The following is a 24,371-nucleotide window of genomic DNA, read 5'->3' as shown; positions in this document are numbered from 1 at the left end:
AGGATGGGTAGAGCGCAGCGAAACCCATCCTACAAGAAAAAAAATAAGGGAGGCCGCATGCCGCGCGTTTCGACCATCGAGACCGGATTCTACCGGATCCCCCTCCCCGTCATGCTCTCCGACTCGACCCACGGCGACATCGCCGCGTTCGAGCTGATCACCTGCCGCATCCGCGATGCCGATGGCGCCGAGGGCGTCGGCTACACCTACACGGTCGGGCGCAATGGCGGCGCCGTCGCCGACATCCTCAAGCGCGAAATCCCGCCGCTGGTCGAGGGTCGCGAAGCCGATGATACCGAAGCGATCTGGCATCAGGTCTGGTGGGCGCTGCATTATGGCGGGCGCGGCGGGCCGGCGGTGCTGGCACTCTCGGCGCTCGACATCGCGCTGTGGGATTTGAAAGCGCGGCGCGCGAAATTGCCGCTGTATCGATTGCTCGGCGGCTTCGATGCGCGCGTGCCCTGCTATGCCGGCGGCATCGACCTCGATCTCTCGGTCGAGGCCCTGCTCAGGCAGACCGACGGCAATCTCGCCAAGGGCTTTCGCGCCATCAAGATGAAGGCCGGCCGGCCCGATCTCAAATCGGATGTGGCGCGGGTCGCGGCGATGCGACAGCATCTCGGCGACGGCTTTCCGTTGATGGTGGATGCCAACATGAAATGGACGGTCGAGGAAGCGATCCGCGCCGCCCGCGCATTCCAACCCTACGACCTCACCTGGCTCGAGGAGCCGATCATTCCCGACGACGTCGCGGGCCACGCCCGCATCATGCAGGCCGGCGGCGTGCCGATCGCGGCGGGCGAGAATTTGCGTTCGCTGTGGGAGTTCAAGAACTACATCGTCGCAGGCGCGGTGTCCTATCCCGAGCCTGACGTCACCAATTGCGGTGGCGTCTCCGCCTTCATGAAGATCGCGCGGCTGGCGGAAGCGTTCAACCTGCCCGTCACCAGCCACGGCGCGCACGACATCACCGTGCACCTGCTCGCAGCCTGCCCGAACCGGTCGTATCTGGAGGCGCACGGTTTTGGGCTCGACAAATATATCGAGCATCCGCTGGTGCTTGAGGACGGGCTTGCGCTCGCGCCGGACCGGATCGGCCACGGCATCAGCTTCGATTGGGACGGGCTGGCGAAGCTGTCGGCGTAGCGCGGAGCCACGACCGCGCCCCCTCTCCCGCAAGCGGGAGAGGTGAAGCGGAGCGCGCAGCGCAGTCGGTTTGTCCCAGCAATCACCAACGCGTTGCTGCACGCGGGGCATTCACTGGCGCTTGATGCAAGCCGCAATTATTCGGCTATGGTGTCGGCGCCGACACACAAGCCGAGAGATTCCCGCATTGACACCCGAGCTGCACCAGAAACTGACCGCGTGGCGCCGGCATTTGCATGCGCATCCCGAACTGTCCCTCCAGGAGAAAGCCACCGCCGCCTTCGTGCAGGACAAGCTCACCGAGCTCGGCATTCCCTTCGTGTCAGGCATCGGCGGCCACGGTATCGTCGCGACCCTCACGCGCGGCCACGCCCAGGGCCGCGTCGGCCTGCGCGCCGACATGGATGCGCTGCCGATCACCGAAGATACGGGGCTAGCTTACGCTTCGCAAAATCCCGGTGTGATGCATGCCTGCGGCCATGACGGACATACCGCTTCGCTGCTCGGCGCCGCCGCGCTGCTCGCCGCCGACACCAGCTGGAGCGGGACGGTCGATTTCATCTTCCAGCCGGCCGAGGAAGGTTATGGCGGCTCGCGCGCGATGGTCGCGGCCGGGCTGTTCGAGCGATTTCCGATGCAGCGGGTGTTCGGCTTTCACAACTGGCCGGGGCTTGCCGCCGGCACCATCGCGGTCCATGACGGCGTCGTCATGGCCTCCGGCGGGCGCATCACCATCACCATCGATGGCCATGCGGGACACGCCGGCATGCCGCATCTGACGCGCGATCCGGTGATGGCGGCCGGCCATTTGATCGTGGCGCTGCAATCGATCGTCTCGCGCAGCGTCGATCCGCTCGACACCGCCGTGCTCTCGCTCTGTACGCTCGAAGGCGGCACGGCACGCAACCAAATCGCCGGACGCGTCTCGATCGGCGGCACGCTGCGCTACCATCGCGATGCGGTGAAGGACACCGTCGTGGCGCGGATCGAACAGATCTGCGCCGGGATTGCCACGAGCTTCGGCGTCAAGGTCACGCCCGAGATCGTCATGGGCGTCGGCGTCGTGATCAACACGCCGGCCGAGGCGGATCTCGCGCGCCTCGCCGCGGACAAGGTGCGGGCCGAGCTCCGACGCGACCTCGCGCCCAGCATGGCCGGTGAGGATTTCGCCCACCATCTCTCGCGGCGCCCCGGCGCTTTCGTCTGGATCGGCAACGGCGAATTGCGCGACGGCGCCGAGCTGCACGGCCCGCGCTATGATTTCAACGACGCGATTTTGCCGGTGGCATCGAGCTGGATGGTGGAAGTCGCCAAGGCGGCGCTGGCCTCGAACTAGAGTGTGTATCCATGAATGACACTGCACTTGATGCCCGCCATGCTTCCGACGGGTCAAAGGCGGCGGTCTGCACCGGGCAACGACTTCTGCCCTACCCCGACTCCACACCTGCCGCTGCAATGCGCCAACCGACGGCGATGGGCGACTTCAGACTTCAGCGCTGCCTCCGGCCGCGCCAGCAGCCTCATTCTAGATCGTGAAGGTCCTTGCCGAGCGGCGCCGTCATCCGAAACTCCGAAAAAGCCACTTCCAGCCCGGCCCGCTCCGGCGTGCAAGCCATCGGTCCAACAAGATAGGAAGGTTTCTTGGCAAACGGCGCAAGCCTCATGAGAGGCCAAACCTTGCCATCGTTCGAAGCTTGCACACGAAGAACGCCATGAGCAACGGTTACCCGCAATCGGAAGTCACGTGCGTCGTGCTCATAGGGTGCTGTTGCCCAGTCCGACCGCCCATCCGTCAATACGCTCGAAAGCATGGCCCGTCCGTCCGCAAATTCGATTCCGGCCTTAAGCCAGCGATTAGCGTCTACGCGCACCATGATGCCGGCTTGATCGTAGAGCGCTTGGAAATTACCTCGCACCCGCAACTCGGCCGTGAAGGCATCCCCGGCCAGAAACCCGAGAAAATGTCCGTTGTCGCGGATAAAGCCGTAATGAGTCTCGCGCCAGAAGTCGGTGGCATTGTCAGTGACCACTTCAAGGCTGTTGCCCTTCTCGGTCCATTGTTTCGGCTCATTCAGCCAAATGCCGTCAGATCTGCCAAGTATCATTTTAACCTCGATGCAAACTATGTGACGGTCTCGACGAGCTTTCGGGTTTCGGCCCGACATCGCGATAGCGGCATCGAAGAACTGAACCTGAGCAAATCCAAATCCGTCATGCCTCGCTGAACGGGCCTCAACGAGGTGCGCCACTACTTCGTCGACGGACCAATTTCGAAAGTCGGCGATCAGCCGCCGCGGCGGATCATCTTGAGGCCCGACCGTCTTGCCGTGCTTCAAGCGATAACGAACTCACCGGGTCTTGCGCATTCATCCGGCTAAGCCTGGCTGCGCGTAGTAAGCTCACCGCCCTGCGAACACGCGCCCGCTCAAGAGATCTCGCGCGGCAGCTTCCAGCCCGGCTTCGGCTCGAACGTCTCCTCGACCTGCGCGACGTGATAGCCGGCAGGCAGAAGCCGGCCGCCCTCCTCGTCCGCGACCGGCACGTCGGTCACCAGCCCCTCGATCAAGGCGGCTTCCCACACTTCCTTCTCGGAGGGAAAGGGGTCGCCGATCTGCTTATTGCCTTCGAACAGCGCGTACATCGGTTCCGTTCCTGCGTTGATCAAGCTCACGAGCAACGTATCGGCCGCACGGACGTTCCCATCCGGCAAATCGCAACGGATGGACATGGCAAACATGGCGCGCGTTCTGATCGGAACTTCCGGCTGGCATTACGCCTCCTGGCGAGGCCCGTTCTTTCCCGAGGGCGTGACGCTGAAGCAGCAGCTGAGCTATTACGCCGGACAGTTCGACACCACCGAGCTGAACGGCGTGTTCTACCGCACCCCGACGCCGGAGGCCGTCAAGGGGTGGCGCGAGCAGACCGGCCGCGATTTCGTCTTTTCCTGGAAGGCCTCGAAATTCATCACGCATTGGAAGCGCCTGTCGGACCGCTCGGTGAACAGCCTCGAGCTGCTCGAGGATCGCATCTCACGGCTCGGCGGCAAGGCCGGCCCGATCCTGTTCCAGCTGCCGCCGCAATTCGAAGCCGACGCGGACCGCCTCGCCGGCTTCTTCAAGCTGTTGTCGCGGAAGCGGCGTTACAGTTTCGAATTCCGTCATCCGAGCTGGTATCAACCGCGCATCTTGCGGATGCTGGCCGACGAGAACATTTCGCTGTGCCTGTCCGACCATCACGACGCGCCGGCGCCGTGGAAGCGCACCGCGGATTTCGTCTATGTGCGCGGACACGGACCAAGCGGGCGCTATCACGGGCACTATACGAAACCCACGCTGGCGCAATGGGCGCGGCGCATCACGTCCTGGAAGCGGCAGGGCTGCGACGTCTACGTCTATTTCGACAACGACCAGAAGAGCGCGGCGCCGGCCGATGCACAGGCGTTGAAGCAATTGCTCAACGTGCGGCAAAGCGCGGCGATCACGACGGCAAGCCGCCGTGCAGGCGCCGTTGTTCACCGCTAGACGATGCCGCCCTGCCGGAGCGCCGCGATCGCGGCCTTGTCGTAGCCGAGCTCGCTCAGGATAAGGTCGGTATGCTCGCCGAGCGTGGGCGGGCGCGTCGCGATTTCACCGGGCGTTTCGGACAGGCGGACGGCGGCGCGCGCCACCGGTGCGGGCTTCGGCAAGCCGGGATAGTCGACGTCCTGCATGAATCCGGCGGAGCGGATGTGCGGATGATCCAGCGCCTGCTGCGGGCTCAGCACGGGGCCGGTCGGAATCATGGCCTTGCCCAGGGTGTCGACGGCCTCCTGCGTGGTGCGCTCGGCGCACCAGCGCGCCATCCGCTCGCTGATGACAGGGCCGTTGTTGCCGCGGCTGATGTCGTCGGTAAAGCGCGGATCGTTCAGCCAGACCTCCTCCTCGCCCATCAGTTTCGCCCAGCGCTTGAACAGCGGATACCCCGTGACCTGGCACAGCACCCAGCCGTCCCTCGTGCGATAGATGTCGGCGGGCGCCGCGGTCTGGCCGAGATTGCCTGTCGGCACCCGATTGACGTTGATGACGGCCTGCTCGATCAGCGTGGCATTGGTGAAGGACAAGGCGGTGGCGAGCAATGCGCCCTCGACGATCTGCCCGCGCCCGGATTTGCCGCGCTCGATCAGCGCGGCGAGCGTGCCGAACGCGCAATGCAGCGCAGTCCCGAAATCGACCCAGTTGACCGCAGCCCGGTAGGGCGGATCGCCGGCGCCCGTCATGTACACCGATCCCGACATGACCTGGCCGACACCGTCGAAGCCGACGCGGTCGGACCATGGCCCCGGCCCGCCGAACGCGGTCGCCGTCGTCAGGATGATGTCCGGCTTGATCGCCTTGAGCGAATCGTAGTCGAGCTTCATCGCGCGCAATGTCTGCGGCGGCAAATTGGCGACGACCACGTCCGCGGTCGCAATCAGCCGGCGCATCACCTCCTGCCCTTCTGGCTTCATCGGATCGAGCGTGAGGCACTTCTTGTTGCGGTTGACCTGAAGAAACAGCGCGCCTTCGCCATTTTCGCCGACCGGCGCCACGAAGCGATCCTCGCTGCCGTCGCGCTTCTCCACGCGAATGACCTCGGCGCCGAATTCGGCCAGCAAGGTCGCGCAATAGGGCCCCGCGATATAGCGCCCGAAATCGAGAACCCGGACGCCGTCCAGAACCCCTCCCATCGATCTCTTTCCTTTGTGCTGTTCGTCAGCTTACAGGGATTGGCATTTGCGGCAAGGTGGCAACAGACGCCATGCCCCGCCCTCGAGATGTGATCGGCGAATCATTTCGACTGGCGGAAATTGTGCTCTAGTATGGACCTGCCCCTCCCGCATCAGAGCCCCGTCCATGCCGCAACAATTCGATCGATCCAAAGAAGATCTCGGCAACGCGATCCATTTCGAGCACGTCAACATCCAGGTCCCGGACCAGCGCCTCGCCACGCTGTTCTATGTCGCAGGCCTCGGGCTCACCCGTGATCCCTACCTCATGGTGTCCGACACCAACATGTGGATCAACGCCGGACGGAGCCAGTTTCATTTGCCGAGCGGCCGGCCGCAGGTGCTGCGCGGTCATGTCGGGCTGGTCATCGCGGGCCGCGAGGCGCTGCTGGCGCGACTGGCGTCAGTCGCGAAGAAGCTCGAGGGCACGGCGTTCGCCTTCGCCGAGCGTAACGACCATGTCGAAGCGATTTGTCCGTGGGGCAACCGGCTACGCTGTTACGAGCCCGACGCCGCGCGCTTCGGTCGCGTCGCGCTCGGCATTCCCTATGTCGAGTTCGACGTGCCGGTGGGATCTGCCGCGCGCATCTGCACCTTCTACCCCGAGATCATGGGCATGCCATCCGAGTTGCGGAACGGCGACGGCACGGTTGCCGCCGTGAAGACCGGCCGCGACCAGCATTTGTTGTTTCGCGAGACCGATCGGCCGCAAGGCGACTATGACGGCCACCATGTGCAGATGTACATCACCGATTTCTCCGGCCCCTATCGCAAGCTGCTGGCCCGCGATCTGATCTCGCGCGAGGACAATCAGTACCAGTACCGCTTCTGCGACATCGTCGATCTCGACAGCGGCAAGCCGCTGTTCACGGTCGAGCACGAGGTGCGCAGCGCCACCCACCCGATGTTCATGCGGCCGATGGTCAATCGCAATCCGGCGCTGAACAATCGGAACTATGCATCCGGCCACGATCAGGCGCTTTGGGCGATGGGGCCGGATCAATACGAGGGATAGGTGATAACCAAGTCCCGCGCCTAGCCGCAGCAACGTCGGAATGACCGAAGGCGCGGCCGGGCGGCTCCGCTGAGCGGAGCCGCCACATGTTGCGTGCGCTCCGGTGGGACGGGCATGCCCCACCTTTCGCATCAGACGGGTGAGCGTCCCGTCAGAAGTGGACCTCGGTGCGCATGCCAAGAACCACGGCATTGTCGGTCTTCACGCCCACCCCGTTATAGCCGCGCCCGCCGGGATTGATGACATACTGGGCGTCGAACTTGAGGTTCAGCCAGCCGGTCGCCTGCCATCCGTACCAGACTTCGAGCGGCACTTCGTTGCCGCCGGCGTTGGGACTGAGGGCAGCCGTGTTCACGTGGGTCGTGCCCACCGCGAAGCCGACTTCGTCCTGGGGACGCCAGGAGAACGTACCGGTATGCCTGAAGCCCAGGGCGATCTGGTAATCCTGGTACGACGTCCGGTGATCGGCAACGGTCGTATTGAGGAAGGTGTACCAACCTACCGCACCGGGACCGTCAACAGTCAATCGTTGCAGGATCGACTCGTAGACGCCGAAGCGGCCGCGTTGATCGCTGATATTTTGATCCGGCACACCACCGACGCCCGGGATGGTGCTGATAACACCCGGAAGGCCACCATCAATAGACGAGGCGCTGTCGTACCAGCCGCCAAGTCTCCAGGTCCCGGTCAAGGGCCCCTTCGGCGTCCAAACCAATTCCACCGGCACCATCACGCCACTGGCGCGATTCGAGGCGGGAATGCCGGGCAAGAAGTAGACGCCTGGGTCCGACGTCGTCAGGTAACCCGGATTGGCGTCGTAGACACCGACCGACACCGTGAATTCCGGCGCGATCTTGTAGTGCACGACACCGGCCCACTGGCTCACCGGCCAATTGTAGATGTAGCCGCCCTGGATGTTGCCGGGCTGGCCGCCGCAGAAGGTCAGGTTGATGAACTCGCACAGGCCGAAGAAGAAGTCCGAGCCGACCGGAAGACGGCCGCCTTTGAGTTCAAGCCGGTCATCGAAAAGCTTCTGCGAGTAGTAGAGCTGCGTCAGGCGCAGAATATTGCCGCGACCGAACACTTCGTTCGTCAGCTGCAGGGCGGGAATGTCCGCTTCGGTATTCAGATTCTTGCCGAAGCGGTCGACCAGCGTGAGACCGACGGTGCCGCCGGGGATGCCGGCGAGTTTCCCCATGTCCAGCTTCGCGCCAAACCACAACTGACCGGCGTTGGCCGCAGTGTTCCTGCTTCCGCCGGAGAGATTGCCGACGGATTCGTTACCGAGCGTCAGGCCGATATCGATGCCCTGCTCCTTCAGCCTGGTCCTGCCGAGATCGCCGAACAGATACGGTCTCGTCCAGAAATCGTCAGCCGCATAAGGAACAGGTGCAGCTTTCGTCGAAAAATCGGCCGCATGTACTCCACCGCAAAACAGCGATGAGAAAGCAATCCCCACACCGCACACCCCTGCGGTGTTTATAAACCTGCGCAACATTTGTCTCGTCCTCCCGCCGTCTCAGGCTTTGCTTGTTTCGCCTCACGCCCCTGCCCAAAGCCCTCGAGCCTGGAACGCGCTCCCTCCCCCAGCGGCCGCCGACCAGGCGGCCTTGTGTCAACTGGAGCGTGGATCTGTCATGCCCGATCACCCGTTCTCGCCGGCAATGCATCCGCGGGGCGCGGTGACGCGCCTTGGACTTGCTCGGCCAATGTCGATTTCGGCGCCGCACGGGCGAGGCCGGCCAGCGCCAGCTTGCGGCGCCGTCGTGCCTGCAATTGCTGATCCGCCAACACGCCGATCAGAATGACCGTGCCCATCACCGCGAAGTTCAGCGAGTTGGGAATGCCCAGGATGTTCACGAGGTTCTGCAACACCTGCAGCAGCGCCGTGCCCAGCACGATACCGAGAATAGACCCCTCGCCGCCGCGCAGGCTGCACCCGCCCAGGACGGCGGCCGCGATCGCGTAGAGCTCGTAGAAATTGCCGAAGGAGCTCGGCGAGACCGAGTTCGTGTAGAACACGAACAAGACCGTCGAAACTCCGGCGAGCCCGCCGCTGATGATATAGGCGGTTGCGATCACGACGTTTGTGCTGATGCCCGAGAAGCGCGCCGCCTCTTCGTTCTTGCCGACGGCATAAAGCCAGCGCCCGTAGACCGAGCGGTGCAGCAGCACAGCGAGGATCAGCGCAAGGACGATCAGCAGGATGAAGGTGTTCGGGATTCCCGCCACATTGCCCGAGGCGATGTTGCTCAGTGTCGCCGCCTCGTCGCCATAACCGAAGCCGCGGGTCGAATCGCTCGTGTAGTAGCGGGCGGCGCCGCGATAGATCAGCAACCCACACAGCGTCACGATGAAGGGCTGCATCTTCAGCCGGGTGATCAGGAACCCCTGGATGCCGCCAAGCACCAGCCCGCCCAGCAGCACGGCCGCCAGCGCCAGAGGCCACGGCACGTCGTAGGTCGTCAGAAGGTCGACGAACACGACGCCGAGCAGCGCAAACATCGAGCCGAGCGACAGGTCGATGCCGCCGGTGATGATCACGAGCCCCTCGCCGAGCGCGAACACACCGAACAGGCCGATCAGATTGGCCATGTTCAAGAGGTTCACCAGCGACAGGAAGGCGGGATTGATCGCGCCCGTGATGGCGGCGATCACCACCAGCAGCAATCCCAGACCGAGCTCTTTCCTGATCATGGCGCAGCCGCTTCCGCGGTTTCCAGCGCCTGGCCCATGGCCAGTCGCAATACGTTGTATTCGCTGAACTGCTCCCGCTCGAGCACGCCGCTGACGCTGCCTTCATGCATCACCGCCACCCGGTCGGAGACGCCGATGACTTCCTCCATGTCCGACGAGATCATCACGATCGCGACGCCATGGTCGGCGAGGTCGCGCATCAGCGCGTAGATCTCGCTCTTGGCACCGACATCGATGCCGCGGGTGGGCTCGTCGAAGAACATCACGCGCGGCTGCATGGACAGCCATTTGCCGAGCACGACCTTCTGCTGGTTGCCGCCGGAGAGCGTCACCACCTCCATGTCGATGCTCGGCGCCTTGATGGAGAGGCGCCTGACCTGCTCTTTCGCGACCTTGCGTTCGGCCGCGCCGCTGACCAGCCACATCCGCGCATGATCCAACAGGCTCGCCAGCGTCATGTTCTCGCGAATCGGCAGCTCCAGCACGAGCCCGGATTTCTTGCGATCCTCCGGCACCAGATAGATGCCTTGGCTGATCGCGTCGCGCGGCGATGCGATTGCGATCGGCGCGTTGTCGATCCTGATCTCGCCGCCCAGCAGCGGGTCAACCCCGAAGGCCGCGCGGGCAAGAGAGGTGCGGCCGGCGCCTACCAGCCCCGCTAGGCCCAGGATCTCGCCATGCCGCACCGAAAGATCGACCTGCCGGTCGGGAAAGGCTGATGTCACGACGCCGACGATGTCGCAGCCGCCCGGCTGCGGCGGGTATTTCGGCGGAGTATGCAGCGCTTTCAGGTCGCGGCCGATCATCAGCCGGATCATCGCGGCATGGCTTAGCTCGTTCCGCGCCAGCTCTCCCACCGTGCGGCCGTCGCGCAGCACCACGACGCGGTCGGCGCAGGTCATGATCTCGCCGAGCCGGTGGGAGATATAGATCACCGAGATGCCGTGTGCCTTCAGGTCGGCAATCACCTCGAGCAGCCGTTCCGTCTCCGAAATCGTCAGGCTGGAGGTCGGCTCGTCCATGATGATCACGCGGGCGTCGATCGAGAGCGCCTTGGCGATCTCCACCATCTGACGCTCGGCGATGGACAGGTCTTCGACCAGCGTATCCGGCGCGAAATCCGCACCCAGCCGCTCCAGCAGCGGCGTCACGCGGGCGCGCATCTGCGCGCTGTCCACCAGCTTCAGCGGCCCGCCCATCAGCTTCTCGCGCCCGATGAAGACGTTCGCGGCGACGTCGAGATTCTCGAACAGGTTCAATTCCTGATGCACGAAGGCGATGCCGGCCTGCGTCGCCTCGTTCACCGTTATCCGCGCGTAGTCGTTACCGCCGATGCGGATCACACCCTCGCTCGGCGCGATCACGCCGCCGAGCACGCGCATCAGCGTCGACTTGCCGGCGCCGTTCTCGCCGATCAGGCCCAACACCTCGCCGCGGTACACCCGCAGGCTGACGTCATCGAGGGCCATGACCCCGGGATAGGATTTGCTGATCCCGGCGAGTTCGAACAGGATTTCCGCCATTCATTTCCTCCCGCACGACGCCCGGCGGACGTGCCGCCGGGCGCCTGATACTCACTTCTTGAGGAGGTTCTTCATGTCTGCGGTGAACGCCGCGACGTTGGCCTTGCTGATTACCTTGGTCGGCACGATCAGCTTGCCGCCCGCCGGGATCCAGGACTTGTCGCCGTTCAGCGTCTTGATGATGTTGGTGGCGGAGAGATAGCCGAACTCGTAGGGCTGCTGCACCACCGTCGATTCGATCGTGCCGTCGGAAACGCCCCGCAGTGTGCGCTGGTCCTCGTCGAAGCCGACGATCTTCACCTTGCCGGCCTTGCCCGCCGCCTTGACGGCGTCATAGATCAGCGGTGTCTCGTAGCTCCAAAGCCCGGACAACAGCGCGATGTCGGGATATTTGACGAGCACGTTCTCCATGTTCGCCTTGGCCTTGGCGAAGTCCACCTGGTCGGTGAACACGTCGACCAGCTCGACCTTGGTGCCGGCGATCGCGTCCTTGATACCCTGCACCCGCTCGCGGGCATTGTCCGCATCCATCGTGCCGACGAACAGCGCGATCTTGCCGCCGTTCGGCAGCGCCTTCTTGATCTCCTCGCCTGCTTGGCGTCCGGCCGCGACGTTGTCGGTGCCGATATAGGCAAGGCGATTGCTCTGCGGCGCGTCGCTGTCCGTCGTGATCAGCACGGTCTTGGCCGCAACCTTGTTGAGCTCTTCGGTTGCGTGCGGCGCATCATCCACCGAGATGGAAATGCCGGCGACGCCGCGCACCAGCAGGTCGTCCAGCTCGCGCCGCTGGCCGGCCGCGGTGGCCTCGTTGGTGACGATCAACTGGATGTCGTATTCCGGGTGCTCCTTCTGAGCCTTCTCGAGCCCACGGCCCGCGATGGTCCAGAAATCGGCCGCGGCATTGGTGACCAGCGCAATGGTCTTTTTCTGCTGAGCCTGCGCCATTCCCGTGGCCATCGCGAGCGCGGCGGCGGTCGCGAGCAGCGGCACTATCAATTTCTTGATTGATCCGTTCATGTGTATCTCCCTTTGTTCACCCACTCCGGGGCTTCACAGCGCTTTTGCGCCCTTATTTTATTTACGCCGCGAAGAAATGACGCAGCGCAAAGTGTCAAGATCAGGATGTACGAGCGTCTTATTCAAGCGTAAATAGTACATAAGGTACGATATTAGTAAACATGGCGCCCAAAGACGTTTTCCGAATGTGCTTTTTACGCCACAGTACTGCACCGCGCGCATATTAAATTCACCAATAGAATTAAAGGGGCAACATGGTTGACCAGACTGAGCCGCCGAGACGCGTTTCAACCGTGGCCCGCGGCTCCAACCGTGGCCGCCTGGTCGAAGTCTTGCGACGCCAAGGGCCGTTGCCGCGTGTGGAGCTCGCCCGGAACACGGGATTGAGCTTCCCGGCCGTTTCAGGCCTGACGTCGCGGCTGATCGCGGAAGAGATGCTGTGCGAGACCGAGACAGCGGCAACCGCATGGTCCGACGATCCCGACGAAGAGGATGCGGACGGGCCGAATGGCCGTCGCCGCGGCCGGCCGGCCGTGCTGCTGACCTTGAACCCGGAGTTCGGGCGCATCGTCGCGATCTCCGTGCGTATGAACCTGATCGAGACGCTGATCGCGGATTTCCGGGGCTCCGGCGTGGCGCAGTCGCGACTTGCACTGTCGACGCGCGCGCTCGATGCAGACGCGCTGCGCGATCTCGTGATCGCGCAGATCAATGCGCTGCTCGATGCGACGGCGACGCCGCGCCATCGGCTATTGGGAATCGGGATTGCGCTGCAAGGCATCGTGAACGTCGACACCGGCACGACGCTGTGGAGTCCCGCGCTGTCGATCACCGAAGTCGATCTGGCGACGCCGATACGTCAGGCGTTCGGGGTCGAGGTCGTGATGGCGAACGACGCTGTCGCGGTCGCGCTCGCCCTCACGTCCGCCGAACCGGCATTGGCGCAAGGCCTCTCGGCCACGATCATGGTCGGTCACGGCATCGGGATGGGCGTCGTTGCCGATGGTGAAGCACGCTGGGGCGCCGGCAGCGAGATCGGCCATGTCAAGCTGGCGCCGGACGGCCCGCAATGCCGCTGCGGCCAGCGCGGCTGCATCGAGGCTTATCTTGCCGATTATGCGCTCTACCGCGACGCCCGCACCTTTCTCGATCTGCCGCCGGCGGACTCGCAGCAGCCGTCCGAAGGACAGATGGCTCTGTTGCGCGAGCGCGCACTGGGCGGAGATCCACGTCTCGAGCACCTGTTCCTGCAGGCGGGTCGCGCGCTCGCGGAGGCGGTCGCCGCAACCATATCGGTGCTGCGGCCGCACCATGTCATCCTGGCGGGTCCAGGCCTGATGGCATTCGACATGATGCGCCACGCCTATGAAGAGCGGCTCGAGCAGTCGGTGTTGCCATGGCTGCTCAGGTCCACGGCGATCCATCTGCGTCCAAGCGAGTCGACGGTCATTGTCGAGGGCATGGTGCGGCGGACGCTGCGGGTCGTCGACCAAAACCACATGGAAGCGACCGAGTAAGCGCCGCGAGCTAAGCGCTGGCTGGGGCGGGAGGGATCGAACCTCCGAATGGCGGAATCAAAATCCGCTGCCTTACCACTTGGCTACGCCCCATCAGGCCCGTGGGAACGGCGGCGACAGGAGCGCCCGCGGATTCCCTCGAGTGGTGCCGGTCTATAGGGAGAGGCGCGGCATTTCAACCGCCCGGAGGGGCAAAATACCACAGGCGCCGGCGGCGCCGCGCCATGCCTTATAGGGGCGCTACGCCCCCCGCTCCCGACGGCCGCTCCGCCACCCCTCCCGGCAGTTGAGACCTCCCCCGTTTCGTGGGAATACGGCGCCAAGAACTGTCCACGGGAGTGAGCCATGACCTACCGCGCGCCAATCTCTGACATGCTGCTGTCGCTCAACCACGGCGCCGGCCTGAAGGCTGCCATGGAGGCCGGCCATTACGGCGATTTCGACGGCGATATCGTGAGCGCCGTGCTGGAGGAAGCCGGCAAGTTCGCAACCGACGTGCTGGCGCCGCTCAACAAGGTCGGCGACGAGCACGGCATCAAGCTCAGCGAGGGCAAGGTCACGACCGCGCCGGGCTGGCCGGATGCCTATAAGCGCTGGACCGAGGGCGGCTGGAATGCGGTCTCCGGCCCCGAGGATTTTGGCGGCCAGGGCCTGCCGCTCGCGATCAACGCCGCCTGCACCGAGATCTGGAGCGCCGCCAACGTCGCCTTCGGCCTCTGCCCGCTGCTGACGGCGTCGGCGATGGAGGCTCTGGACGCGCATGGCAGCGATGAGCTGAAGAAGATCTATCTCGAGAAGCTCGTCTCCGGCGAATGGACCGGCACGATGCAGCTGACCGAGCCGCAGGCCGGCTCCGATGTCGGCGCACTGCGCACCCGCGCCGAGAAGCAGGCCGACGGCACCTATCGCATCAAGGGGACGAAGATCTTCATCACCTATGGCGAGCACGACATGACCGACAACATCGTGCATTTCGTGCTGGCGCGCCTGCCGGACGCGCCGGCCGGCACCAAGGGGATATCGCTGTTCCTGGTGCCGAAATTCATGGTCAACGAAGACGGCTCGCTGGGTGCGCGCAACGACATTTTCGCAAGCGGCGTCGAGCACAAGCTCGGCATGCATGCCTCGCCCACTTGCACCATGACAATGGGCGATCATGGCGGCGCCATCGGCTTCCTGGTCGGCGAAGAGAACCAGGGCATGCGCTGCATGTTCACAATGATGAACCAGGCCCGCCTCGGCGTCGGCCTCGAAGGCGTCGGTGTTGCCGACCGCGCCTATCAGCAGGCATTGTCTTACGCACAGGAGCGCAAGCAGGGCCGCGCTCTCGGCAAGAAGGGTGACGGCTCCGATGCGATCTTCGTGCATCCCGACGTCAAGCGCATGCTGATGCGGATGCGGGCGCAGACCGCGGCGGCGCGTACCATCTGCTACGCGACCGCGGTGGCGATCGACGTCTCGACGCGCGCCAGTGATCCGAAGGTCCGCGCCGACGCTGCCGCGCGCGCGGCGCTGCTGACGCCGATGGCCAAGGGCTATTCCACCGACATCGGCAACGAGGTCGCCTATCTCGGCGTGCAGGTGCATGGCGGCATGGGCTTCATCGAGGAGACCGGCGCGGCACAACACTATCGCGATGCCCGCATCACCGCGATCTACGAGGGCACCAACGGCATCCAGGCCATCGACCTCGTCACGCGAAAGCTCGCGGCCAACGGCGGCGCAGCGGTGTGGGCGCTGCTCGACGAACTCTCGGCCATCGTGAAGCAGGTCGAAGCTTCCAACGATCCCGCCTTCGGCACCACGGGCGTGAAGTTGCGCGAGGCACTGGAGGCGCTGACGCGCACCAGCAAATGGCTGCTGGAGCGGGTTGCGTCCGCGCCGAACGAGGCGCTGGCCGGCGCGACGCCGTATCTGCAACAGTTCGGCGCCACGCTCGGCGGCTGCATGCTGGCATCCGAAGCGCTCGCCGCGAAATCCGATGGCATCACGGACGCCGCGCGCTACGTCTCGCTGGCGCGCTTCTTCGCCGAGAACATCGCCGTGCAGGCCGGCGCGCTCGAGCGCACCGTGACGGAAAGCGCGGAGTCGGTCGCGGCGGCGGATGCGGTGCTGTTGGGGTAGCTGGGACGGCGTAGCCTGGATGGAGCGCAGCGTAATCCAGGGCCGTCATTGCTCGTGGCACGAATCCCGGATTGCGCTGCGCTCCATCCGGGCTACGAAGCCGCGAGCTTGGTACGTCGCCCCGGCCGCCACAGCACCACGCCCGCCGCCAACAGGTCGAGCACCACGCACATCGCAAATGCCGTCGTGTAATCGCCGGTTACGCTGCGCACGAGACCGACGATGCCGGGGCCGAAGGCACTGACGATGCCGCTGATCGACGTGCCCAGTCCCATCGCGGCGGCGAAGGCGCTCGCGCCGATCTCGCGCTGGATGATCAAGGGCGGGAACGTGATCATGTTGCCGATCGAGAAGCCGTAGACGGCGCAGCACACGAGCAGCACGGTCGGGTTCGTGCTTTGCAGAAGCACGAACAGAGCCGCCGCCTGGCTCGTCATCGATGCCGCGCAGGCGAGCCGCGGATCGAGCCGGTCCACGAACAGGCCGAGCGACAGGCGCCCGACCACCGCCATCGCCGCCATGACGGTGACGGCAAGGCCCGCACTGGCGCGGCCGATCAGCGGTTCGAGGAACGTCACCTGGTGGATGATGAATCCCATCTGCGCCAGCAGCGCGACCGCGATCGGCAGCACCATGGTCCAGAACGCCGCGTTGGCAAGTAGCGTCTTGCGCGAGTGAATCGCGGGCAAGGCAGTGCCGCCAGCGGATGAATCCCCACCCGGCGTCGGCGGCATTTCGGTCCGCCAGCCGGTGAAGATGACCACCACCGGCAGCACCAGCACCACCATCGCGAGCGTGGCTGCCAGCATCGCGGAACGGAAGCCGATGCTGGCGCTCAGCGACAGCAGCAGCGGCACGAGGACGATGCCGCCGCAGGTCGCGCCGTTGTAGGCGAGGCTGAGCGCGAGCCCGCGGCGCCGTTCGAACCAGGAGTTCAGCACGGTCGCGATCACCACCGTGCCCATGCCGGTCCAGCCGACCGACATCAGCGCATAGGCGAGATAGAGCTGCCAGGGCGTCTGCAGCAGCGCCAGCAGCACCGTCGAAGCGCCGAGCGCCGACAGGCCGCACAGGATCAGCGACCGAAGCCCGATGCGGGCGAGCAGATCGTCGGTGAAGATGACGAGGACGGCAGTCAGGAGAAAGGAGAAGGTGCTGGCCGCGGAGACCAGCGTGCCCGGCCAGCCATGGGCGCGCTGGAGTTCGGCGAGATAGACGCCCTGGCCGTAGAGGCCGAAGCCGAACATGAAGAAAGCCATCAGGAAGCAGGCCGGCACGACGCGCCAGCCGCGATAGTGCAGCGAGGATTCGTCAACACGAGTGGCGGCAATCATCAATCAGGCAATCGGCCAAATGGAGCGGCGCGAGGCGATCGTGCACCACAACCAGGGGTTTTTCAATCGAAAATGGCAGCTGATTATTGCAACGCGTCACACGGCGGGAGCGTGATGCGCCCGTCTCGGGCGAATTCGACCTCCAAAAGGTTGAGCGAGCGCATTGGCACGCCTGCAAGATGATGTAGGCTGACGTTTCGCGAGTCTAGCCAATGTCAGTATCGCGGTGACCGCAGGGGCCCCTCATGCCGAATGGCAATATCGTCGTCACCGAAGAGCGCGGAACACGCGTGATCACCCTGCGTCGCCCGAGCAAGAAGAACGCGATCACGCAGGACATGTATCGGGAGATGAGCCGCGCGATCGACACCGCGCAGAACAATCCCGACATCCGCTGCATGATCATCACCGGAGGCTCCGGCGTGTTCACCGCCGGCGATGATATCGACGATTTCATGCACGCCGACACGTCGCGCCCCGAGACGCTGTCCGACGGCGCCAAGTTTCTCTATTCGCTCGCCCTCAACGCCAAGCCGGTGATCGCGGCCGTGGACGGTGCATCGATCGGCATGGGCACCGTGATGCTGTTCCATTGCGACTATGTGCTGGCCTCGAACGCGGCGACCTTCTCCGCGCCCTACATCCATCTCGGGCTCGTGCCGGTCGGCGCGTCCAGCCTCTTGATGCCGAACACGATGGGCTACCAGCGCGCCTTCGCCATGCTGGTGATGGGGCGGACTTTTACGGCCGCGGAAGCGCATGCCGCCGGCTTCGTCAACACCGTGGTCTCGCCGGGACATACCGAGGTCGAGGCGCGCAAGGTGGCGCGCGATATCTGCCGGCTCCCCGCCGAAGCGGTCGCGACCTCGCGCAAACTGCTGCGCGTCGCATCCGAGGAGCTCACCCGCCGGATCGACCAGGAGGCCCATTTGTTCGGCGAGCGGCTGAAGTCGGAAGAAGCCACCGCCGCGTTCAACGCGTTTGCGAGCAGGAAGAAGAAAAAGTAGGCTGCCGCCCGGCGCCTCGTCCCGGAATGACGCGATAACTTTCGTGAAAACTTCGTGCGGAACGACTAGTCTGGTTCCATGCGACATGTTCTCCGCCTGACCGTCTTCGCGCTCGCGCTCGCTGCCCTGCCCGCGTCCGCCCAAACGCCCGCCCCCGTCGAGCTGCGCATCCTCGCGATCAACGATTTCCACGGCAATCTGCGCCCGCCGCCGGGCGGCATCCGGATCAGCGATCCCGAGGACAAGTCCAGGAAGGTGATGGTGGCGGCCGGCGGTGCCGAATACATGGCGACGCTGGTGAAGCAGCTGCGCGAGGGCCACAAGAACACGATCTTCGTCGCCGCCGGCGACCTGATCGGCGCGAGCCCGTTCCTGTCGGCGATGTTCCACGACGAGCCTTCGATCGAGTCGCTCTCGATGATGGGGCTCGCGATCACCTCGGTCGGCAATCACGAATTCGACGAGGGCAAGACCGAGCTGTTGCGGATGCAGAACGGGGGCTGTCATCCCGTCGACGGCTGCCAGGGGCCGCACCCCTTCACGGGCGCCAAATTCCGCTATCTCGCGGCGTCCACCATCGAGACCGCGACCGGCAGGAGCGTGCTGCCCCCTTACGAGATCAGGGAATTCGAGGGCATCCCCATCGCCTTCATCGGGCTGACCTTGAAGGACACCGCGGGCATCGTCTCGCCATCGGGCATCACGGGTCTTGAATTCCGCGACGAAGCCGAGACGGTGAACGCGCTGGTGCCGCAGCTGAAGGCGCGCGGGGTCGAGGCGATCGTGGTGCTGATCCACCAGGGCGGCGAGCCGGCCGGCGACTACAACGAATGCCCTGCGATCACGGGGCCGATCGTCGACATCGTGAAACAATTCGATCGCGCCGTCGACGTCGTCGTCAGCGGCCACACTCATCGTGCTTATGTCTGCGATATTGACGGGCGGCTTGTCACCAGCGGGGACAAATACGGGACGCTGGTCACCGCGATCGACCTCAAGCTCGATCCTGTAACCCGCGACGTCGTCAGCGCCCGGGCCGAGAACGTCCTCGTCGCCAACGCCTCGCTGCCTAGGGATCCCGAGCAGACCGCACTGATCGATGCCTACGACAGGCTTTCGGCGCCGATCGCCAATCGCCCGGCTGGATCGGTGACGCAGGCGCTGTCACGCGTGCCCAACAAGGCCGGAGAAAGCCCGCTCGGCGACGTCATTGCGGACGCGCAGCTCGCCGCGACCAGGGACGCCAAGGATGGCGGCGCCGTCATCGCGCTCACCAATCCCGGCGGTATCCGCACCGACATCGTCCCGAAGGAGAACGGCGCGATCACCTTCGGCGACGTTTTCGCCAGCCAGCCGTTCCGCAACCGGCTCGTCACCACGACGCTCACGGGCAGCCAGCTCAAGGACATGCTGGAGCAGCAATGGCTCGATCCGAAGCGGCCGCGGATTCTCCAGGTCTCGAACGGGTTCAGTTACGCCTGGGATGCGGCGAAGCCATTCGGCGAGCGCGTGATCAACGAGAAGATGACGCTCAACGGCAGGCTGATCGAAGCCGGAAGCGGTTACCGCGTCACCCTCAACGATTACCTCGCAGTTGGCGGCGACGGCTTTACGGTCGCCAAACAAGGCACGGGGCCGCAATATGGCGGCTACGACGCTGACGCGCTGTTCGCGTTCTTCAGGGCGCACGGACCGATCGGGCCGCTGCCGCTGAGCCGCATCCTGCGCGTGAATTGATCCGGATCAAACGGGCCGGTTCGGGACACCCTTTGCCATTCCCGGGGGAACGCATAGATTGGGTTTTGCATTTGCGTTTTGGCGCCGGATGCGCCAAGCGACGTCGAGAGCCCGCATCCCATGAGGCCGACTGATGAGTACGCTTCTCCTCTCCCACAAGGCCTGCCTCGACCACGTCACGCCGCCGGGACACCCTGAAAGGCCGGACCGCCTGCGCGCGGTCGAGGAGGCGCTGTCGCACGAGCGCTTCCAGTTCCTGGTGCGCGACCAGGCGCCGGAGGGCGATCTCGATCTCGTCACGCTCTGCCACAACGAGCACTACGTCACGGAGCTGCGCCACATCGCGCCGACCAGCGGCCTCGTCTATATCGATGGCGACACCTCGATGTCGCCGGGCACGTGGGAAGCGGTGATGCGCGGCGTCGGCGGCGCGGTCGCGGCGACCGAAGCGGTGATGAATGGCGAGCATCGCAACGCCTTCGTCGCGGTGCGCCCGCCCGGCCACCACGCCGAGATCGGCAAGCCGATGGGCTTCTGCTTCTTCGACAACGTCGCCATCGCCGCGCGCCACGCGCAGCGCAAATACGGCATCAAGCGCGCGGCCATCGTCGATTTCGACGTGCATCACGGCAACGGCACGCAGGACATCTTCTGGTCGGACCCGACCGTGATGTACTGCTCGACGCACCAGATGCCGCTGTTTCCGGGCACCGGTGCCAAGAGCGAGCGCGGCGACCACGACACCATTGTCAACGCGCCGCTCGCCTCCGAGGACGGCGGGCCGGAATTCCGCATCGCGTTCGAGAATTTGATCCTGCCGCAGCTCGAAAAATTCAGCCCGGAGCTGCTCGTCATCTCTGCGGGCTTCGACGCGCATTATCGCGATCCGTTGGCGTCGCTGAATTTGCGCGCGGAGGATTATGCCTGGGTGACGCGCAAGCTGATGGACCTCGCCGACAAGACCGCCGGGGGGCGCGTTGTTTCTGTGCTCGAGGGCGGCTACGACCTGCAAGGACTGAAAGAATCTGTTACGGCGCATGTCGGCGCCCTGATGGGCGCCTGACACACCCGCCACATTGCGCCCGCAAAACTTTGCTTTCTCCGACATGAAGCGAATCGGGCAATCGGAAACTTATATGGCCGAAAATACCCAAATCGACATCTCCAGGCTGACCTTCGAACGCGCCATCGAGGAGCTCGAAACCATCGTGAAGCGGCTCGAGGACGGCAAGGTGCCGCTCGAGGAATCCGTGACGATCTACGAGCGCGGCGAGGCCCTGAAGCGCCGCTGCGAGGAGTTGCTGCGCCAGGCCGAGGCGCGCGTCGACAAGATCACCACCGATGCCAGCGGCCAGGCCACCGGCACCGCGCCGCTCGACGTCCAGTAAGGGCCGCCTTCAAAGCCGCCTATCTCACGCAGCGGGCACCGGCAATTTTTCATGATCGCACGGCGCCGTCGGCGTTGCTGCTGCTGCTTGATTCAAGGGAACCGGCACTCTGGAGATCACGGAACCTCCCGCAGAGGGCCCCTCGCCCTCCTAAATCCGTCTAAAAATAGCTTCCGCACGCGAAAAACCTTGCCGAGGAACCGGGCAAGCTTGGAACCCTTCCGCTGGCGCTGGGATTAACCACTCTGGCCCGGGGGTTGCAGGTGCATGCCCGTAATCGGCCCAGCGGGTTGGCTTTGGCCCAAGCTTTGGTGTAAAGCTGCGCGGAGTGTGGCTTTTTGTAAGCCTTGCGTAGGCACTGATTACCGACGACAAGCGCTTCAAACTGCTGATGAATTGGCTGGGATGGACGAAGCCGATCTAAGTGACAGGGATCACAGAGACTGAACCGGAGAGCACTTAAGCTCACCTAAGCTTGAAGACGGGGCTTTGCCCCATGCAGGTGGCTCCGACGGTTTAAGGACTCGCGCTGCGCCGATATTGAGCAAACCCATCGCGCACCGGAACAATCTTCCGGCGCTGACAAATTGGAAATCGCCGTGAACGCATATAGTAAAACGCCGCTTCTCGACACCATCCGGACGCCGGACGACCTGCGCAAGCTCAAGGTCGAGCAGGTTCGCCAGGTCGCCGACGAGCTGCGTCAGGAGACCATCGATGCCGTCTCGGTGACCGGCGGTCACTTCGGCGCAGGCCTCGGCGTGGTCGAGCTCACCACTGCGATCCATTACGTCTTCGACACCCCGCGCGACCGGCTGATCTGGGACGTCGGCCACCAGGCCTATCCGCACAAGATCCTCACCGGCCGGCGCGATCGCATCCGTACCCTGCGCACCGGCGGCGGCCTGTCCGGCTTCACCAAGCGCAGCGAGAGCGATTACGATCCGTTCGGCGCCGCGCATTCCTCGACCTCGATCTCCGCCGGCCTCGGCATGGCCGTCGCGCGCGACCTCTCCGGCGGCAAGAACAACGTTATCGCCGTCATCGGTGACGGCGCGATGTCGGCGGGCATGGCCTACGAGGCCATGAACAATGCGGGGGCGATGAACTCGCGCCTGATCGTCATCCTAAACGACAACGACATGTCGATCGCACCGCCGGTCGGCGCGATGAGCGCCTATCTGTCGCGGCTCTACTCCGGCAAGACCTATCGCACGCTGCGCGATGTGGCCAAGCAGATCAACCAGCGCCTGCCCAAGATCCTCGCCAACCGCGCCAATCGCGTCGAGGAATATTCCCGCGGCTTCATGATGGACGGCGGCACGCTGTTCGAGGAGCTCGGCTTCTATTACGTCGGCCCGATCGACGGCCACAACCTCGACCATCTCCTGCCCGTGCTCAAGAACGTGCGCGACATGGAGACCGGCCCGATCCTGCTCCACGTCGTGACGCAGAAGGGCAAGGGCTACGGCCCGGCGGAAGCCTCCGCCGACAAGTACCACGCCGTGGTCAAGTTCGACGTCGCGACCGGCACCCAGGCCAAGTCCAAGCCGAACGCGCCGGCCTATCAGAACGTGTTCGGCCAGAGCCTCGTCAAGGAAGCGGAGAAGGACGACAAGATCGTCGCCATCACCGCGGCGATGCCCTCCGGCACCGGCGTCGACATCTTCAACAAGGCGTTCCCGGACCGCACCTTCGACGTCGGCATTGCCGAGCAACACGCGGTGACGTTCGCCGCCGGTCTCGCCACCGAAGGCTACAAGCCGTTCTGCGCGATCTACTCGACCTTCCTGCAGCGCGGCTACGACCAGATCGTGCATGACGTCGCGATCCAGAGCCTGCCCGTGCGCTTCGCCATCGACCGCGCCGGCCTCGTCGGCGCCGACGGCGCCACCCATGCCGGCTCGTTCGACAACGCCTATCTCGGCTGTCTGCCGAACATGGTGATCATGGCGGCGGCCGACGAAGCCGAGCTGGTGCACATGGTCGCAACCCAGGTCGCGATCAACGATCGTCCGAGTTCCCTGCGCTATCCGCGCGGCGAAGGCCGCGGCATCGAGATGCCCGAAATCGGCGTTCCGCTCGAGATCGGCAAGGGCCGCATCGTCCGCGAGGGCAGCAAGATCGCCCTGCTCTCCTTCGGCACGCGCCTTGCCGAATGCGAGAAGGCCGCCGACGAGCTCGCGGCCCACGGCCTTTCGACCACGATCGCGGATGCGCGCTTCATGAAGCCGCTGGACACCGAGCTGGTGCTCAAGCTCGCGCGCGACCACGAGATCCTGATCACGATCGAGGAAGGCTCGGTCGGCGGTTTCGGCTCGCATGTCGCGCAATACCTGACCGACCAGGGCGCGCTCGACAGCGGCCTGGTGCGGTTCCGCACCATGGTGCTGCCCGACGTGTTCCAGGACCACGACACCCCGGCGGCGATGTACGGTCGTGCCGGTCTCGACGCCAAGGGCATCGTCGCCAAGGTGTTCGAGGCGCTCGGCAAGGACGTCAAGGCCGAGACGGTCAAGCTCGCCTAACAGCGAGCTTCGACCTTCCGCGAAGCAGCTCTGATGAAAATCTATCTGGCAGGCCCCGACGTGTTCCTGCCAGATGCGGTCGAGATCGGCCGGCAGAAGGTCGCGATCTGTGCCGCGAACGGCCTCACCGGCCTCTATCCCCTCGACAACGAGATCGACCTCGCCGCTCCCGACGCCTCGCGGCAGATCTTCTGCGGCAACGAGGCGATGATGGACGGCGCCGATGCGATCATCGCCAACCTCACGCCGTTCCGCGGCGCCGGCGCCGATCCGGGCACGGTCTACGAGCTCGGCTACATGGCCGGCCGCCGCAAGTTCTGCCTCGCCTATTCCAATGATGGCGCCGCCTATGCCGACCGCCTCAGTCGCTTCATGGACGTGACGTCAGAGGACGGGCGGCTGATCGATGCGCAGGGGCTGACGGTCGAGGATTTCGGCCTCGTCGACAATCTCATGATGATCCACGCGCTGGAGCTGCATGGCTGCCCGCTGGTGACGCCGGCGCAAATGCCGATCGACGTCTGGCACGATCTGGCCGCGTTCGAGGCTTGCGTCCGGATGGCGGCCGCGCGATTGATCGCTACATAAGCGCCT

The 24,371-nt window shown here is 64.7% G+C and carries 21 protein-coding genes and 1 tRNA gene; 13 read left to right on the top strand and 9 right to left on the bottom strand.

The window, feature by feature from the left end; all coding sequences use genetic code 11:
- Positions 1–57 precede the first annotated feature (57 nt).
- Positions 58–1,146: a mandelate racemase/muconate lactonizing enzyme family protein gene (locus tag ABIB90_RS25625; protein ID WP_354201581.1), complete on the top strand. Its 1,089-nt coding sequence runs from the start codon at positions 58–60 to the stop codon at positions 1,144–1,146.
- Positions 1,147–1,333: 187 nt separating this feature from the next.
- The gene (locus ABIB90_RS25620; RefSeq protein ID WP_354201580.1) at positions 1,334–2,482 is read left to right on the top strand and encodes an amidohydrolase; all 1,149 of its coding nucleotides are present in this window, start codon (positions 1,334–1,336) and stop codon (positions 2,480–2,482) included.
- Positions 2,483–2,666: 184 nt separating this feature from the next.
- Here ABIB90_RS25620 and ABIB90_RS25615 read toward each other — a convergent pair whose 3' ends face one another.
- Complete coding sequence (locus tag ABIB90_RS25615; protein WP_354162131.1) at positions 2,667–3,251, bottom strand: DUF1349 domain-containing protein; 585 nt, start codon at positions 3,249–3,251, stop codon at positions 2,667–2,669.
- 320 nt (positions 3,252–3,571) lie between these two features.
- Complete coding sequence (locus ABIB90_RS25610) at positions 3,572–3,787, bottom strand: hypothetical protein (RefSeq protein WP_007607539.1); 216 nt, start codon at positions 3,785–3,787, stop codon at positions 3,572–3,574.
- A 94-nt stretch (positions 3,788–3,881) separates the two neighbouring features.
- Here ABIB90_RS25610 and ABIB90_RS25605 point away from each other — a divergent pair, with 94 nt between their 5' ends.
- Positions 3,882–4,667 carry a DUF72 domain-containing protein gene (locus ABIB90_RS25605; RefSeq protein ID WP_354201579.1) on the top strand — a complete coding sequence of 262 codons (786 nt, stop codon included), beginning with the start codon at positions 3,882–3,884 and terminating at the stop codon, positions 4,665–4,667.
- Here the strand turns inward: ABIB90_RS25605 and ABIB90_RS25600 are convergent.
- A complete protein-coding gene (locus tag ABIB90_RS25600) occupies positions 4,664–5,851 on the bottom strand; it encodes a CaiB/BaiF CoA transferase family protein (RefSeq protein ID WP_354201578.1) in 1,188 nt (395 codons plus the stop codon). The genes ABIB90_RS25605 and ABIB90_RS25600 overlap by 4 nt on opposite strands.
- A 166-nt stretch (positions 5,852–6,017) precedes the next feature.
- Between ABIB90_RS25600 and ABIB90_RS25595 the strand changes: the two genes are divergently transcribed.
- Positions 6,018–6,905: a VOC family protein gene (locus ABIB90_RS25595; protein WP_354161587.1), complete on the top strand. Its 888-nt coding sequence runs from the start codon at positions 6,018–6,020 to the stop codon at positions 6,903–6,905.
- Between the two features lie 151 nt (positions 6,906–7,056).
- Here the strand turns inward: ABIB90_RS25595 and ABIB90_RS25590 are convergent, their stop codons facing one another.
- The 4 genes from ABIB90_RS25590 to ABIB90_RS25575 all read right to left on the bottom strand — a co-directional run bounded on the left by ABIB90_RS25590 (position 7,057) and on the right by ABIB90_RS25575 (position 12,142).
- Complete coding sequence (locus tag ABIB90_RS25590) at positions 7,057–8,403, bottom strand: carbohydrate porin (protein WP_354161590.1); 1,347 nt, start codon at positions 8,401–8,403, stop codon at positions 7,057–7,059.
- A gap of 137 nt (positions 8,404–8,540) precedes the next feature.
- Positions 8,541–9,602, bottom strand: coding sequence for an ABC transporter permease (locus tag ABIB90_RS25585; RefSeq protein ID WP_007594180.1), 1,062 nt, complete (start codon positions 9,600–9,602; stop codon positions 8,541–8,543).
- The gene (locus tag ABIB90_RS25580; protein WP_354201577.1) at positions 9,599–11,125 is read right to left on the bottom strand and encodes a sugar ABC transporter ATP-binding protein; all 1,527 of its coding nucleotides are present in this window, start codon (positions 11,123–11,125) and stop codon (positions 9,599–9,601) included. Before ABIB90_RS25580 ends, ABIB90_RS25585 begins: the two co-directional genes overlap by 4 nt.
- A gap of 51 nt (positions 11,126–11,176) precedes the next feature.
- The gene (locus ABIB90_RS25575) at positions 11,177–12,142 is read right to left on the bottom strand and encodes a sugar-binding protein (protein ID WP_007594182.1); all 966 of its coding nucleotides are present in this window, start codon (positions 12,140–12,142) and stop codon (positions 11,177–11,179) included.
- A 254-nt stretch (positions 12,143–12,396) separates the two neighbouring features.
- Between ABIB90_RS25575 and ABIB90_RS25570 the strand changes: the two genes are divergently transcribed.
- Positions 12,397–13,659 (top strand): ROK family protein, encoded by a 1,263-nt coding sequence (locus tag ABIB90_RS25570; protein WP_354161600.1) that lies wholly within the window; start codon positions 12,397–12,399, stop codon positions 13,657–13,659.
- An 18-nt stretch (positions 13,660–13,677) separates the two neighbouring features.
- On the opposite strand, the gene ABIB90_RS25565 is transcribed toward ABIB90_RS25570, so the two are convergent.
- Positions 13,678–13,752: transfer RNA gene (locus tag ABIB90_RS25565), tRNA-Gln, on the bottom strand.
- Positions 13,753–14,004: 252 nt separating this feature from the next.
- Between ABIB90_RS25565 and ABIB90_RS25560 the strand changes: the two genes are divergently transcribed.
- Positions 14,005–15,783, top strand: a complete 1,779-nt coding sequence (locus ABIB90_RS25560; RefSeq protein WP_354161857.1) for an acyl-CoA dehydrogenase family protein — start codon at positions 14,005–14,007, stop codon at positions 15,781–15,783.
- A gap of 92 nt (positions 15,784–15,875) precedes the next feature.
- Here the strand turns inward: ABIB90_RS25560 and ABIB90_RS25555 are convergent, their stop codons facing one another.
- Positions 15,876–17,117 carry an MFS transporter gene (locus ABIB90_RS25555; protein ID WP_354201576.1) on the bottom strand — a complete coding sequence of 414 codons (1,242 nt, stop codon included), beginning with the start codon at positions 17,115–17,117 and terminating at the stop codon, positions 15,876–15,878.
- Between ABIB90_RS25555 and ABIB90_RS25550 the strand changes: the two genes are divergently transcribed.
- From ABIB90_RS25550 to ABIB90_RS25520, 7 genes are all read left to right on the top strand, one after another.
- Positions 17,104–17,232 (top strand): hypothetical protein, encoded by a 129-nt coding sequence (locus ABIB90_RS25550; RefSeq protein ID WP_256375804.1) that lies wholly within the window; start codon positions 17,104–17,106, stop codon positions 17,230–17,232. The genes ABIB90_RS25555 and ABIB90_RS25550 overlap by 14 nt on opposite strands.
- 130 nt (positions 17,233–17,362) lie before the next feature.
- Positions 17,363–18,124 (top strand): enoyl-CoA hydratase-related protein, encoded by a 762-nt coding sequence (locus tag ABIB90_RS25545; RefSeq protein WP_007594643.1) that lies wholly within the window; start codon positions 17,363–17,365, stop codon positions 18,122–18,124.
- Between the two features lie 78 nt (positions 18,125–18,202).
- Positions 18,203–19,861: a bifunctional metallophosphatase/5'-nucleotidase gene (locus ABIB90_RS25540; protein WP_354201575.1), complete on the top strand. Its 1,659-nt coding sequence runs from the start codon at positions 18,203–18,205 to the stop codon at positions 19,859–19,861.
- Positions 19,862–19,994: 133 nt separating this feature from the next.
- Positions 19,995–20,924: a histone deacetylase family protein gene (locus tag ABIB90_RS25535; RefSeq protein WP_354161866.1), complete on the top strand. Its 930-nt coding sequence runs from the start codon at positions 19,995–19,997 to the stop codon at positions 20,922–20,924.
- Between the two features lie 73 nt (positions 20,925–20,997).
- On the top strand, positions 20,998–21,249 hold the full coding sequence (locus ABIB90_RS25530) for an exodeoxyribonuclease VII small subunit (protein WP_007594646.1): 252 nt from the start codon (positions 20,998–21,000) through the stop codon (positions 21,247–21,249).
- 599 nt (positions 21,250–21,848) lie between these two features.
- Positions 21,849–23,777, top strand: a complete 1,929-nt coding sequence (gene dxs, locus ABIB90_RS25525) for a 1-deoxy-D-xylulose-5-phosphate synthase (protein WP_007594649.1) — start codon at positions 21,849–21,851, stop codon at positions 23,775–23,777.
- 33 nt (positions 23,778–23,810) lie between these two features.
- Positions 23,811–24,365, top strand: a complete 555-nt coding sequence (locus ABIB90_RS25520; RefSeq protein WP_354161873.1) for a nucleoside 2-deoxyribosyltransferase — start codon at positions 23,811–23,813, stop codon at positions 24,363–24,365.
- The last annotated feature ends 6 nt before the right edge of the window (positions 24,366–24,371 follow it).

This window comes from Bradyrhizobium sp. JR4.1 (assembly GCF_040548605.1).
Lineage (GTDB): Bacteria > Pseudomonadota > Alphaproteobacteria > Rhizobiales > Xanthobacteraceae > Bradyrhizobium > Bradyrhizobium canariense.
This window is presented reverse-complemented; position numbering and strand designations above follow the sequence as displayed.